The organism is Streptomyces sp. NBC_01498 (assembly GCF_036327775.1).
GTDB lineage: Bacteria > Actinomycetota > Actinomycetes > Streptomycetales > Streptomycetaceae > Streptomyces.
This window is the reverse complement of record NZ_CP109598.1, coordinates 7143902-7156951: the sequence shown is the minus strand read 5'-3', so window position 1 is coordinate 7156951 and position 13050 is coordinate 7143902. Positions and strand designations below refer to the sequence as shown.

The 13050-nt window shown below is 73.4% G+C and carries 14 protein-coding genes; 6 read left to right on the top strand and 8 right to left on the bottom strand.

Annotated features, from left to right (window positions below; genetic code table 11):
* Nucleotides 1-65 precede the first annotated feature (65 nt).
* Nucleotides 66-1151 (bottom strand): peptidoglycan recognition protein family protein, encoded by a 1086-nt coding sequence (locus OG875_RS30445; protein ID WP_330177455.1) that lies wholly within the window; start codon nt 1149-1151, stop codon nt 66-68.
* A gap of 540 nt (nt 1152-1691) precedes the next feature.
* Here OG875_RS30445 and OG875_RS30440 point away from each other — a divergent pair.
* A complete protein-coding gene (locus OG875_RS30440) occupies nt 1692-2558 on the top strand; it encodes a hypothetical protein (protein WP_330177454.1) in 867 nt (288 codons plus the stop codon).
* A gap of 104 nt (nt 2559-2662) precedes the next feature.
* Nucleotides 2663-3910, top strand: coding sequence for a lactonase family protein (locus OG875_RS30435; RefSeq protein WP_330177453.1), 1248 nt, complete (start codon nt 2663-2665; stop codon nt 3908-3910).
* Between the two features lie 43 nt (nt 3911-3953).
* Here the strand turns inward: OG875_RS30435 and OG875_RS30430 are convergent, their stop codons facing one another.
* Nucleotides 3954-4286 carry a DUF6191 domain-containing protein gene (locus tag OG875_RS30430; protein WP_330177452.1) on the bottom strand — a complete coding sequence of 111 codons (333 nt, stop codon included), beginning with the start codon at nt 4284-4286 and terminating at the stop codon, nt 3954-3956.
* 123 nt (nt 4287-4409) lie between these two features.
* Nucleotides 4410-5690 carry an FUSC family protein gene (locus OG875_RS30425; RefSeq protein WP_330177451.1) on the bottom strand — a complete coding sequence of 427 codons (1281 nt, stop codon included), beginning with the start codon at nt 5688-5690 and terminating at the stop codon, nt 4410-4412.
* 127 nt (nt 5691-5817) lie between these two features.
* On the opposite strand from OG875_RS30425, the gene OG875_RS30420 reads away from it, so the two are divergent.
* Entirely contained in the window at nt 5818-6561 is a 744-nt protein-coding gene (locus OG875_RS30420; RefSeq protein WP_330177450.1) for an SDR family oxidoreductase, read from the top strand.
* 22 nt (nt 6562-6583) lie between these two features.
* Here OG875_RS30420 and OG875_RS30415 read toward each other — a convergent pair whose 3' ends face one another.
* Together OG875_RS30415 and OG875_RS30410 are read right to left on the bottom strand one after the other, a co-directional pair.
* On the bottom strand, nt 6584-7255 hold the full coding sequence (locus OG875_RS30415) for an ArsR/SmtB family transcription factor (protein WP_330177449.1): 672 nt from the start codon (nt 7253-7255) through the stop codon (nt 6584-6586).
* A gap of 131 nt (nt 7256-7386) precedes the next feature.
* Entirely contained in the window at nt 7387-7968 is a 582-nt protein-coding gene (locus OG875_RS30410) for a MarR family winged helix-turn-helix transcriptional regulator (RefSeq protein WP_330177448.1), read from the bottom strand.
* Nucleotides 7969-8011: 43 nt separating this feature from the next.
* Here OG875_RS30410 and OG875_RS30405 point away from each other — a divergent pair, with 43 nt between their 5' ends.
* Entirely contained in the window at nt 8012-8956 is a 945-nt protein-coding gene (locus tag OG875_RS30405; RefSeq protein ID WP_330177447.1) for a DMT family transporter, read from the top strand.
* Here the strand turns inward: OG875_RS30405 and OG875_RS30400 are convergent.
* Nucleotides 8910-9689, bottom strand: a complete 780-nt coding sequence (locus tag OG875_RS30400) for an SDR family NAD(P)-dependent oxidoreductase (RefSeq protein ID WP_330177446.1) — start codon at nt 9687-9689, stop codon at nt 8910-8912. The genes OG875_RS30405 and OG875_RS30400 overlap by 47 nt on opposite strands.
* A gap of 143 nt (nt 9690-9832) precedes the next feature.
* Between OG875_RS30400 and OG875_RS30395 the strand changes: the two genes are divergently transcribed.
* A complete protein-coding gene (locus OG875_RS30395) occupies nt 9833-10540 on the top strand; it encodes an alpha/beta hydrolase (protein WP_330177445.1) in 708 nt (235 codons plus the stop codon).
* 166 nt (nt 10541-10706) lie between these two features.
* Here OG875_RS30395 and OG875_RS30390 read toward each other — a convergent pair whose 3' ends face one another.
* On the bottom strand, nt 10707-11081 hold the full coding sequence (locus tag OG875_RS30390) for a VOC family protein (RefSeq protein ID WP_330177444.1): 375 nt from the start codon (nt 11079-11081) through the stop codon (nt 10707-10709).
* Nucleotides 11082-11294: 213 nt separating this feature from the next.
* Nucleotides 11295-11552, bottom strand: coding sequence for a type B 50S ribosomal protein L31 (locus OG875_RS30385; RefSeq protein WP_330177443.1), 258 nt, complete (start codon nt 11550-11552; stop codon nt 11295-11297).
* 178 nt (nt 11553-11730) lie between these two features.
* Here OG875_RS30385 and OG875_RS30380 point away from each other — a divergent pair, with 178 nt between their 5' ends.
* A complete protein-coding gene (locus OG875_RS30380) occupies nt 11731-12324 on the top strand; it encodes a GNAT family N-acetyltransferase (RefSeq protein ID WP_330177442.1) in 594 nt (197 codons plus the stop codon).
* The last annotated feature ends 726 nt before the right edge of the window (nt 12325-13050 follow it).

The following is a 13050-nucleotide window of genomic DNA, read 5'->3' as shown; positions in this document are numbered from 1 at the left end:
GCGGCGGGGACGGCGGACCGGGTGTCCCGTGAGGAAGGAACCAGGCCAGGAATCAGGCCAGGGGGTCAGGCCAGCAGCCGCTTCCAGTCCGTCGCGTCGAGGACGCCGGTCGCGTGGGACCGGTCCGCGCCGGCGCGGTGCAGGGTGGTCACCGCCCGCGCGATGTCGGCGTTGTCGCCCGCCCGCACCCGTGGGGTGATCAGCGGCCAGATGTCGGAGCCGAGGTAGCCGGTCTCGTCGGTGCCCGCGCGGACCATGGCCGCGCAGGTGTGCTTCTCGACGCGGTGCACGTCGGCGAGGCTCACCACCGCGCGCGTGGTGGCCGCGCCGAAGACACCGTCGACCGGTACGCCGGAGAAGCCCCGGGCGCGCAGCAGGTACTGCGCGGCACGCACCTGCGGGCCGACGGCTCCCGGCCGCAGCAGCGGCCAGACGGTGGGCCGGTCGGCCGGTGCGACGCCCAGGGCCCCGGCGACGGCGTCGCGCAGCTCCTGGAGTCTGCCGTAGAGCACCCCGCCGGGGCACTCGGTGGAGTTGAAGTCGCGGTGGCCCATGATGTCGGTGACCGGCCGCCCGTACTGGCCGGCGATCCACGCGACGAGCTGGACGAGCGAGTTCCACAGCGCGGGGGTTACGTCGACCGAGGTGTAGAGGCCCTCGTTCTCGATGCCGATGACCTCGCTGTTGCGACCGCCGACATTGGCGCCCTGCACGTGCCGGATCCCGCCGCGTACGACATCGAGGCTCTGGTGGCGGCCTTCGAGGACGAAGCCGCCGCGCGAGTTGGTGAACTGCTGACCGGAGTCGCCCCAGCCCTGGCCGTCCATGTGGAAGTTCTGGATCGACCGGCAGATGGCCATCGCGTGCTCCAGCGAGTAGTCCTCGCTGTTGCCGGGCTCGGCGGTGTGGTGCACGACGATGTACGTCGGCACCCGGTCGAGTACCACGATCTCCTGGTTCGGGGGCCGGGCGCCCCATTCGGCGGTGGTGTGAATCCGCGGCTCGGGGGCGGCGAACGGCGAGTCCGCCGGGCGGCGGGCGGGGGCGGCGGTGGCCGGGCCGTGCGCGGCGAGTCCGAGGGCGCCGACCGCCGTGGCGGTCAGTCCGCCCTTCAGCACCGAACGACGGGCGGGGCCGGGTGTGGTGACCATGTCGATCTCCTTGGGACGTGGGGGGAAGGGGCTCCCGGGTTCAACGACGACAGGTGTGCCGGGCACCAGGCGTACGCCGCTCCGGTGGGGCGGAACGGCGGTGCCTCGATCCACGACACGACCAGACAAGCAATTCCGCCATGTCCCCGACAACCCTGTCGGGGGTCGTATCCGACGCTCTTTCGGCGCGCTGAAACCGCGCGCGCTCACGAATCACCCGGGGGCCGGACGAATCGCACCGCCCCGCCTTTGCTCGAACCAATGGCGACGACGGGGCGGGCCGTCGAGAGGGGCGGTGGTCGCGGTTCTCCCGTTCTGCTGCCGCCCGTTGTCGGATGCCTGATACCCGATGTCGCACGAACGGCGTTGGGCAGAACGGGGGAAATCCTCGGGCCCTAGTCTGCTCATGCCTTCACGTACGGTCCGATCGAACGATCATCGGGCTTTCATGGCGCAGAGACACGCGACCGAGGAGGACACGCCGTCCTCCTTCTCCGTCCGCCCGCGCCGATGAGCCGATGAGCCGATGAAAGGCCCGACATGTACCTCCTCCCCCGCGCGCTCCCCCTCGCCCGTGGCGCCCTGGCCGTCACCTCGCTCTGTACGTGTCTGCTGCTCGCCGGGTGCGCGGGAGAGGGACAAGGCCCGGGTCAGGACCAGCGGCAGGAGCGGAAGGCGGCGCCGGCGCCGAGCGGAGCGCCACCGGGCGGGACGGCGGAGGGGAAACCACCGGAAGGGGCGGGCGGGGGACGCGCGGGAACGGCCGCCCGCGCGGTCCTCGGGCTCGCCGGAACGCCCGTGGAGGCGGCCCTGTTCCGGGACCTCCCCGGTCTCGGTCCCGTCACCCGGTCCCACATCCCCGTCGGCACGCGTCAGGCGCTGGTCGTCACCGGCGAGGGCAGAAACTCCCCCGTCTCCGGCGTGGTGCTGTACGAGCGCGACGCGGACACCGGCTGGCGTCCCGTCACCGGCCGCTGGCCCGCGCACAACGCGCTGCGCGGCTGGACGTACGAGCACCGGGCGGCCGATCTGCGCTCCCCGATCGGCGTCTTCACGCTCGGCGACGCGGGCGGCAGGCTGCCCGATCCCGGGGCGAGGCTGCCCTACGACCAGGACGAGGAGTTCCAGTCGCCCGGCACCGGCTTCCGGGGTGAACCGCTGGAGGGTTCCTTCGACCACGTCGTCGCCATCGACTACAACCGCACGCCGGGCACGACCCCGCTGGACAAGGTGCGGCCCCTCGGACCGGGCCGGGGTGGCGGTGTCTGGGTCCATGTCGACCACCGGGGACCCACCCAGGCGTGCGTCTCGCTGAGGCGCGGGCACATGGTCGAGCTGCTTCGTCTGCTGGATCCGGCGGAGCGGCCCGTGATCGTGATGGGCGACGCCGGGGCGCTCCGGGACTGACGGTGGTGCCGGAGGTGCCCTTGCCGAGCGGGGCGGAAGGGCGCGAGGGTGTCTGCCACCACACCGGCAAGCACTCCCCCCACGAGTCCTCAGAGGTGCCCGGCATGAGAAACGACCGCGTACGAACGGCGATCACGGCAGACACGACCACGACGGAGACAGGAGCGCGGAGCGCCACCGGAGCGGGCGGGTCGTCGGCGGGCGGGCCCAGTCGCCGCCAGGTCGTCGGCCTGCTGACGGGCGCGCTCACGGCGCTCACGATCCCCGGCGCCGCGACCGCGACCGCGTCGGCGACCCGTTCCGGACAACTCCTCGCGACGGGGCGGCTGTTCATCGGCACGTACACCTCCGGCGGGGGTACGGGCATCGGTCTCGCCTCGTACGACACGGTGACCGGAGCCATCACCTCGACGGGGACGCTGCCCGGCGTCGGGGACCCCTCGTACCTCGCGGCGCACCCCGACGGCACCACGCTGTACGCGGTCGACGAGCGCCAGGACGGCGGCGTCACCGCGATCGCGCTGGGCGAGGACGGCGGCCACACGGTCCTCGGGACGCGGAGCACCGGCGGCTCCTCGCCCTGTCATCTGTCCGTGCACCCGGGCGGGCGGTGGCTGTTCAGCGCGAACTACGGCTCCGGCAGTGTCGCCGTCCATCCCGTCGAGGACTCCGGGGCGCTGGGTGAGCGCACCGGCCTGGTCACCCACGGCGAGCCCGCCCCGGGTCCCGGCCAGAACGGCCCGCACGCGCACCAGATCGTCACCTCCCCGGACGGCGGCCATGTGCTCGCCGTCGATCTGGGCACCGACAGCGTCTACACCTACCGGCTGGACGAGTCGGCGGGCACGCTCGGCCGCGTCTCGTACGCGACCCTTCCGCCCGGCGCGGGACCCCGGCACCTGGTGTTCCACCCGTCGGGGCGATTCGCCTACGTGGCCAACGAGTTGAACAACACGATCACGGTCTGCGGGTACGACCCCGCCGACGGGACCCTCACCCCGGGAGAGCCGTCGGCCACCGGCGCCGGAGGCGCGGGCGACAGCTTCCCGTCGCAGCCCGTGATCACGGCCGACGGCGCCTTCGTGTACCTGGCCAACCGGGGGCACAACAGCCTCTCCCGCTTCGCGGTGACGGACGACGGCGCGGCTCTGCGGCTGCTGGACACGGTGCCCGTCGGCGGCGACTGGCCGAGGCAGCTCGCGCTGTCGCCCGACGGCACGCTGCTGTTCGCCGCCAACCAGCGGTCGAACAACGTCTCGGTCTTCCACGTCGACCCGACAGCCGGTGAACTGACCCCGGCGGGCGCCCCGTTCGCGTCCCCGGTCGCGGTCTGCGTGCTCCCGCTCCCGTAGGCCAGGGCGCGGGTCGGCGGGGACAACCGGGGGGCGCGGCCGGTCAGTTGGGACCGTCCGGCCGGCCCTTCGGTATCCGTACGACCGCGGTCCCGCCGTCCAGGTCCACCATGGTCCGGTGCGGCGGGGCCCCGTCCTCCTCGTCGTCCCGGGTCAGGAGCGCCGACCGGCGCTCCGCCAACTCGCTCTGCTTGCCCGGCGAGAGTGTGGCGTGCAGCAGTTCGAAACCGGTGGTCGAGACCTGACCCTGCCGGGCGCTGTTGCGCCAGGGCAGCACACCGGCCCGTCCGGCGCGCAGCAGGAGTTGATCGAGGAAGGCCAGGGCGGTCAGCAGGATGACGAGGCCCGGCAGAGTCACGAAGACGGCGAATCCCATACGCCAGTATCTCCCGCGTCCCCGGGCGGGTCACCGCTCGGCGGCGCGTAACTCCGGTCGCGGGACGGCGAGATGGCGGGATGGCCGGACGGCGGCAGCACTCCCGGCACTTCCCGGTCGGGGCTACTCGTCCCCCTTGTCCTTCCGGCGCCGGCGCATCGGCGCGGGCCGCTTCCGGCGGCGCAGCCACTGGGTGAACGCGGTCAGCCGGGGATGCCGTTCGCGCTGTTCACGGGTGGATCGGTCGAGTTCCTCCATGAGCCGCTGGGAGCGGTGGTCGGTGTCGAGTTCGTCGAGGAGCCGGTCGATCTCCGACAGCAGCGCGCCGTGCAGCTGCCACTGCCGGGGGTGGCGCTGCACGCCTTCCAGCAGCAGCCGCGCGACCCGCTCGCGGGTCGCCGCCGCCGCGCCCAGGGTCCCGGCGAGGCGGTTCTCCGCCGCCTCGGCGGCCTCGCTCGCCTGGGTGGTGACCAGGACGGCGAAGCTGACGATCGCGTCGGCGACCTGGGCGAGCAGTTCCTCCAGGGCGGACCCCACCTCGGGTGCGAAGAGGTCCTCCTCCTGGCGTTCCCGCGCGAGGTCCGTGATCGTACGGGTGAGCACCCGCAGCACCACCGCGCAGATCTCCAGCGTGTCCAGGCCGGTCCGGAGCACCACGCGGTGCAGCAGGCCCTCCTTGACGCGCGGGTTGAACCGCAGGCTGTCCTCCGCCTGGCGCAGCGCGGCGTCCACCTCCGCGATGCCGTGGTCGAGCCGCCGTGCCTCCCACAGCCGGGCCGCGGCGCGTTCGACCGGGGTCGGGGTGGTCAGCTCCTCGCCGACGTCGCGCATCAGCCGGCGCATCTGCCGGGCCAGGTCCTCGATGGAGTCCCCGGCGGGTCCGACCCAGACGGGCGGGACGAACACCACGTTGAACAGCAGGCCCACCACCGCGCCGATGACCGTCTCCACGACCCGGTCCCAGCCGGTGTCGGCCGCGTGCGTCACGCCCAGCACGAGCATGGCGCTGATCGCGACCTCGGGCACGAACTCGTTGACGCGGACCAGACGGCCCGCGAGCAGCGAGGCCAGGATGATCAGGCCCAGGCTCCACCAGGACAGCCCGACGAGCACACTGAATCCGATGGCGATCAGCACGCCCGCGACGACGGCGTTCACCCGGCGGACGCTGGTGGTCAGGGTGGAGTAGAGGGTCACCTGGACCACGAGCAGGGCGGTGAGGGGCGCGGTCAGCGGGGCGGCTTCGTCGCTCAGCCAGAGCGCGACGAGGTAGGCGAGCGTCGCGGCCACCGTCGAGCGCAGCGTCTGGGTGACACCCGCGTCGTTGCGCAGTTCCAGCACCCAGGTCCACAGCCGGTGCCCGGTGCCACCCCTGTCGTCACGGTTCGCGGGCAGCAGTCTCATGAGCAGCACCCTGCCCACAGACCCCGCCCGGATTCCTCCCGACACGCGGCGGGGGTCGCTCCCGACGAGCGCGACGGGCCGTCGGGCGCCAGGATCGGGAGCGGGGGCCGGGACGAGAGGGAGCATCATGCGGATCGCAGTGGCCGGAGCGACCGGGAACATCGGGACCCTCACCGTGGCCGCGCTCGAACGGGCCGACCACGACATCGTCCGGGTCAGCCGCTCGTCGGGGGTCGACCTGCTGACGGGCGAGGGGCTCGACGCCGCGCTGGCCGGCGCCGACGCGGTCGTGGACGTCACGAACAGCCCGGCGACCGAGCGTGCGGAGACCCTGGCGTTCTTCGGTACCACGACGCGGAACCTCCTCGCCGCGGAGGAACGGGCCGGGGTACGGCACCATGTCCTGCTCTCGATCGTGGGCATCGACCGGGTGGACGGCGGCGCGCACTACGCCGGGAAGCGGGAGCAGCAGCGCCTGGTCATGGCGGGGCCGGTGCCGTGGACGATCGTCCCGGCGGCGCAGTTCCACGACTTCGCGGCGATGGTGGCGAGTTGGAGCGAGCACGACGGGGTCGCCGAGATCGCGCCGCTGCTCGTGCGGCCGATCGCCCCCGCCGACGTGGCCGACGTCCTCGCGGAGGTCGTGGCGGGCGAGCCGCGGGGACGGTATGTCGATGTCGTGGGGCCGGATCCGCAGGACCTGGTGGACATGGCCCGGCGTACGAACGAGGCGCGCGGTCACCGGGTGCGCCTCGTACCGACGTGGTCGTCCCTCTTCGGCCCGGAGATGGCGGGGGACGTCCTGCTGCCGGGCGAGGACGCCCGTGTCGCGCCGACCACCTTCGAGGCGTGGCTGGCGGAACAGGGGTAGGGCGACCGGCAGAGGGAGTGAACTAGCCGAGCCGCATGCCCCGTGGCCGTGCGGGGGCGGGGGCGTCGACGGGGGCGCCCGGGTCCGGTGCGTCGAGTTCCGGGAGGATCTGGGTGATCAGCGAGACGCGCCGGGCGCCCTCGGGTGCCCCGGCCGCCGCCTCCGGGGTGTCCGGGCGGTAGCGGGCGAGGAGTGCGCCCATCTCCTCGCGCAGGGTCAGCGTCTCCTCGGAGGTCAGCCGCAGCGGCCGGTCGCTCATGTCGAAGGCGTTCCGCCACTGTTCGGGCATCGTCTGAAGTTCGCCGAGGACCCGCTGGGTGCGCAGGGTGTACGCGGCGGCGACCGACTGGAGGTAGGCGAGCGCCGCTTCGGGCTCGCTCGTGGCCAGTTCGGGGTCGCTGAACCACGTCGACTGGTGGACGGCACGCCACCAGCGCTCCCGCGCGTTGCCGCGGCCGGTGTCCTCGGCGACGAACCCGGCGTCGCCGAGCTGGCGCAAGTGGTAGCTCGCCGTACCGGAGTTGACCCCCAGCCGCTCGGCGAGCCGGGTGGCGGTCGAGGGGCCGTGCTTGCGCAGCAGTCCGACGAGCTGGACACGGACGGGATGGGCGAGGGCGCGCAGTCCCCGGGCGTCCAGGACGACGGCGTTCGCCTCGGACACGGCGGCGGGGGGAGCGTCATTCGATTGCGGCATGACGGACAGCCTAGACCGCGAAGAGTTCTTCGCAAAGACTTGTTCGCGAACAATTCTTTGCGGTTCTGCGGTTCTGCGACTCGGCGATGGTGCGATCGCGCCTAAGCCCGCGCGCGCCCGCGCCCGCGATGTCAGCCGCGCGGCGTCTCCGTCGCGGCCAGCCACTTCGTCAGCAGGGTTTCGAGGTGCGCCGCCTCGTCCTCGGTCAGCGCGGACAGGAGGCGGCGCTCGTTGGCCATGTGGTCGGCGAAGGCGCGGTCGATGAGCGCGCGGCCCTCCGGGGTCAGCGCCACGACCCTGCCGCGCCCGTCGCTCTCGCTCGCGCGCCGGGAGACGAGCCCGGCCCGTTCGAGCCGGTCGACGCGTTTGGTCATCGCTCCGGTGGTGACCATGGTGTGCTCGGCCAGTTCACCGGGGGCGCGTTCGAACGGCGCGCCCGCCCGCCGCAGCGTGGCCAGCACGTCGAAGTCGCCCTCCCCCAGCCCGTACCGCCGGTAGACGACGCACAACTCCTCGGCGAGGCAAGCCCCGAGCCGGTGCAGCCGTCCGATCACCCCTTGCGGGCGTACGTCGACGTCGGGCCGCTCGCGGGCCCATTCCCGCTGGATACGGGCCACGCGATCGAGGCCGCCGTCGCCACCGACGCCGGCACTGACACCGACACCGTCGCCGCCGAGGTGTCCGGCGCCACTCTCGCCGTCAGGAGTTCTCATCACACCCTCGATAATACCTTCCCGAGAAGATATTATCGCTTCCATGGAAGGTACTTCCCGCTGGTCGCTCGTCACCGCCGTCGCGCCGATCGCCTGGGGCACGACGTACTTCGTCACCCAGCGCCATCTCCCGGCGGACCATCCGCTCTACGGGGCGGTGTTCCGGGCGCTGCCCGCCGGGATCGTCCTGCTGGCGGTGAGCCGGCGACGGCCGTACGGCGCGCTGTGGTGGAAGGCCCTGGTGCTCGGCACGCTCAACATGGGCGCGTTCTTCGCCCTCGTCTACGTGGCGGCCCAGCTCCTGCCGACCAGCATCGCCTCGACGGTCATGGCCACCGCGCCCGTGATGATGATGCTGTTGGCCTGGCCGCTGCTGGCGGAGCGTCCACGCGCGCTGCCGGCCACCGGCGCGGCCGTCGGGCTCGCGGGCGTCGCGGTCATGCTCCTCACCGACACGTCCGGGGTCGATCCGCTCGGGGTGCTCGCCTCCGTGGCCGCGATGGCCCTGTCGTCGACCGGCTACATCCTCACCAAGAAGTGGTGCCCCGAGGTCGACGTACTCGCGCTGACGTCCTGGCAACTCGTCGCGGGCGGACTGGTTCTCGTGCCGGTCGCGGTCGCCGTCGAGGGGGCGCCGCCGGTGCTCGACGGGACGGCGGTGGCCGGTTTCGTCTACCTGTCCGGCGTCGCCACGGCGCTCGCCTTCACCGCGTGGTTCAGCGGCCTGCGGCACCTGAGCGCGGGGACGGTGGGACTCGTCGGCCTTCTCAACCCGGTCACCGGAGTCCTGCTGGGCACACTCGTCGCCGGGGACACCCTCACCGCCCGGCAGGGCGCGGGGCTGGCGCTGGTCCTCGCCGGTATCGCGCTGGGGCAGTGGGGGGCGGCGCGCGGCCGTGGTCCGGTCGTTCTCCCCCGTCCGGTGCGGCGGCGGGCGGACCTCAGTGGACGTGGAACCCGCCGTCCACGTACACCGACTGGCCCGTGACGTACGCCGACGCCCGGCTCGCCAGGAACACGGCCGCGCCCGCGAAGTCCTCCGCGACCCCGTTGCGCCCGGTCATCGTGCGGGCGGCCAGCGCCGCCACCCGCTCCGGGTCGGACGACAGCCGCCGGTTGAGCGGCGTCATGACGAACCCCGGCACCAGCGTGTTGCAGGTGACCCCGTACGGCGACCACGCCTCGGCCTGCGAACGGGCCAGCGACTCCAGCGCGCCTTTCGACACCCCGTAGACACCGCTCTGGACGAACGCCCGGTGCGCCTGCTGGGACGAGACATGGATGATCCGCCCGAAACCGCGCTCGGCCATGCCGGGGCCGAAGCGCTGCCCGAGCAGATGGGGCGCCTCCAGATTCAGCGCCATCGTGGCGTCCCACACGTCGTCGCCGGTCTCGCCCAGCGGCGGGCGCAGATTGATCCCGGCGCAGTTGACGAGGGTGTCGGGTTCACCGAACACCTCGGCCGCCTCGTCGGCCGCCGTACGGACCCCCGCACGGGTACCGAGATCGCCGCCCACCCAGGCCACCCGGCAGCCGGCCGCCGTCAACTCGTCAGCCGTGGCGGCCAGTTCGGCCTCCCTGCGGGCCACGATCACCACGCTCGCCCCGGCCTGCGCCAGGGCCCCGGTGATGGCCCGGCCGATGCCGGAGCTGCCGCCGGTGACCAGGGCGACCCGGCCTTCCAGCGAGAAGAGTTCGGAGAGGTACGCCTGCGATCCCATGGCCGCAGGGTAGACGCCGTACCGGGGCCCGTGCGGAATCGATCCGTCGTACGGGGCATCCGGCGCGACCCCGGCACCGAATACCTTCTGTGGCGGGCGGGCCCCCGTCCGCCACCGGAGACAGAAGAGAGGCCAGGCACCCCGTGCCCGTCAGTGATCCCCGTGCCCCGCTCCCGCCCGCCCTGGTGCTCGACAGGTCGGTCCGGCGGCCCCGTACCGCCGTGCTCCTGCTGCACGGGGGTCGCTCGGAGGGCATGGAGGCGCCGCCCCGGTGGAATCTGGCCGCCGCGCGGATGCGCCCGTTCACCAGGTCGGTGCTGAGGGTCACGGAGGGGCACGACGTGCTGGTGGGGCGGGTGCGCTATCGGCATCGCGGATGGAACGGGGCGCGCGCGGACGCGGCGGTGGACGCCCAGCGGGCGCTCGACGAGCTGGAGGAGCTGGCCGGCGCGGTCCGCGTGGTGCTGGTCGGGCACTCCATGGGCGGGCGCGCCGCGCTGGCCGTCGCGGGGCACGAGCTGGTGCGGGGCGTGGTGGGCCTCGCCCCCTGGTGCCCCGCCGGGGAGCCGGTGGAGCAGCTGGCGGACCGGCGGATCGTCCTCGTGCACGGCGACCGCGACCGGACGACCGACCCGCTGGGCAGCCGCGACGTGGTGCGCCGCGCACGTGCGGCGGGGGCGGACACGTGCGCGGTGCTGATGACGGGCGGGGACCACGCCATGCTGCGGCGGGCCCCCGAGTGGCACACGCTCACCAGCGAGCTGGTCGCGGGCCTGCTGGGTCTCGCTCCGCTGCCCGGCCCGGTGCGACGGGCCTTCGAGGAGGGCCTGGACCCGGCGACGAGCGACTGAGGCGGGGCGTGGAGGATCGGGCGTCCCGGATCGGGCATCGGGCATCGAGCATCGGAGGTCACGCGTACGGGACGGTGGGCTTCCCGGCCGCCGCCACGCCGCTGATGGGTACGACCCCCGCCGCCCTGGTCGCCGCGCACGGCGATCGCCCGCGCTCCGTCGCGGCTCAGCCGTGGCCGGTGTCGATGACACAGAAGCGGTTGCCCTCGGGGTCCGCCAGGACGACGAAGTCGGCGTCCTCGGGATAGTCGTCCCAATTCACGCGCTCGGCGCCGAGGGCGAGCAGGCGTGTCACCTCCGCGGCCTGCTCGGCGGCGTCGGCCGCGTAGAGGTCGAGGTGGACCCTGGGCCGATCCTGCACCGGCGTCGTACTGAGGCCGAGGGAGAGGCCCGGTCCCGGGCCGCCTCGGGCGGGGACAAGGACCACCCAGTCGTCCTCCACCTCGCCGTCCCGTGGCACGTAGTCCAGGGCCCGGCTCCAGAAGGCCGCCGCGCGCCGCACGTCGGCGGCGCCCATCACGATCGTCCCGATACGGATCACGCCGCGATCGTGCCAGAGGGCGCGGGGTGTGTTCAACGCGTTTCGCCGCTGCCGCGCCGATCGGTCGCGCGACGGCGGCACGGCGCCGCGGGGCACGATGAGCAGGGCGGGCGGCCGGACGGCGACACGCGAGGACCCCGGCGCTGTGACCGTTCGGTCACACTGCCGGGGTCCGGGGTTCTCCGTCGTCCTGCCGACGCGTCCCGGTGGCGCTCACCCGCGCTTCGAGGCGTCGCCGTAGCGCCGCTCGAACCGTTCCACACGGCCTGCCGTGTCGATCACTCGCGATCTGCCGGTGTAGAAGGGATGGCTCGCCGATGATGTCTCGACGTCGATGACGGGGTACCTGTTCCCGTCCTCCCACTCGACGGTCCTGTCGGAATCCGCGGTCGAGCGCGTCAGAAACGCGACGTCGGCGGCGCGGTCCCGGAATACCACCGGACGGGACTCGGGGTGGATACGAGGCTTCATACGTAACCCTTCCTTTCGCCGACCATCCGGGGCGTTCATGGCCCCCGGTACAGGTGACAACGGCTCCCGGACCCGGGATATTCCACCGCGTACGGGCCGCTCACCGGCGGCGGAACAACGGGCAGTTGGTCGGTACGCGCCCCCGGCTGACCAGCCCTTCCGGTGATATTCTCGACATATGGCTGACCGAATACATCGGGTCATCATCGAAGGTTCCCGGATCAGCACCCCCCGGCTGACCCTTCGACCATGGCGGCGCGACGACGCGGTGGCGGCGCTGCCGGTCTACGGCGTGCACGAGGTGTCCCGGTGGCTCGCCCCGGCGCTCGAACCGGTGTCGGGCCTGCCGGCCATGGAGCGGGTGGTCGAGCGGTGGGTGTCCGAGTCGGAGACCCTCGAACCTCCGCAGGGGCGCTGGGCCGTCCTGCTGCGGGAGAGCGGCCGACTGGTCGGAGGGGTGGCGCTGCTGCCGCTTCCGCCGCTCGGCAGCGATCTGGAGATCGGCTGGCAGCTCGCCCCCGACATGTGGGGCCAGGGTCTGGCGGCGGAGGCGGGGCACGCGGTGGCGCACCGGGCCTTCGAGTCGGACGCGGGGGTGGAGGAGCTGTTCGCGGTGGTACGGCCCCGGAACAGCCGGGGCGCGGCGACGGCGCGCCGGGTCGGCATGGAGTGGGTGGGCGAGACGGAGAAGTACTACGACCTGTTGTTGCAGGTCTACCGTCTGCGCAAGGGTGACCTCGACGCGGGCGGCCCCACGGCGGCGTTGCGCTAGGCCGTGTCTGACACATAGTGCCGTCCGCCCGCAGGGCGGGGCGTGCGCCCGTCGCGGAGCGGCTGATGTCCCCGCCGGTGCGTGCGCTCGCGAGGCGGAGGATCGTCGTCGTGGATGGTCCGGGCGTACGTGGCCGACTCCGACCACACAGGGGGCACCTCCCGTGCCCCCTCGGGGGCTTCGGGGGAGAGCGTGCGTGCCGGGCGTCGCGCGCCAGGCGATATATGTCAGACACGGCCTGGAGCCTGTCGTTCGGATCGGGCCGGATCGGTGAGCGCCCGCCGCGTCAGCGGCCGACGTCACGTGGGTGCCGTGGATCGCACGGCGGAGGAGGGAGGCATGGCCGAGGCCATGCCTCCCTCCGGTGCCGTCAGCGCGGCGACGCGTGGCGCCGGGGCACGCGAGCCCGGCACGATCCGAACGACAGACCCGGGCCCCGCCCTGCCCCCGGCGGAGCGGCCCGGACACGCGGGCGGCCGGGACGGGCGGCCGTCCGGGGCGCGCCGGACGCGTGCGGCGGGGGCAGGTGCGCCGCACGTGTGGAGCCGGGGCGTCGGCGACCATCTGCGCCGTCACCTCGCGGGGCGCGCGCCGCACGCGTGCGGCCGGGGGGTGACAACTCCCCCTGTGAACAGGAGCGTTGAGTGGTGTGGTCAGGCACGCGCGGTCTGAAGGCCGGGCGCGTGTCCGTGTTCCGTACTGCCCGGACGGCGGGTGCCCGCGCGG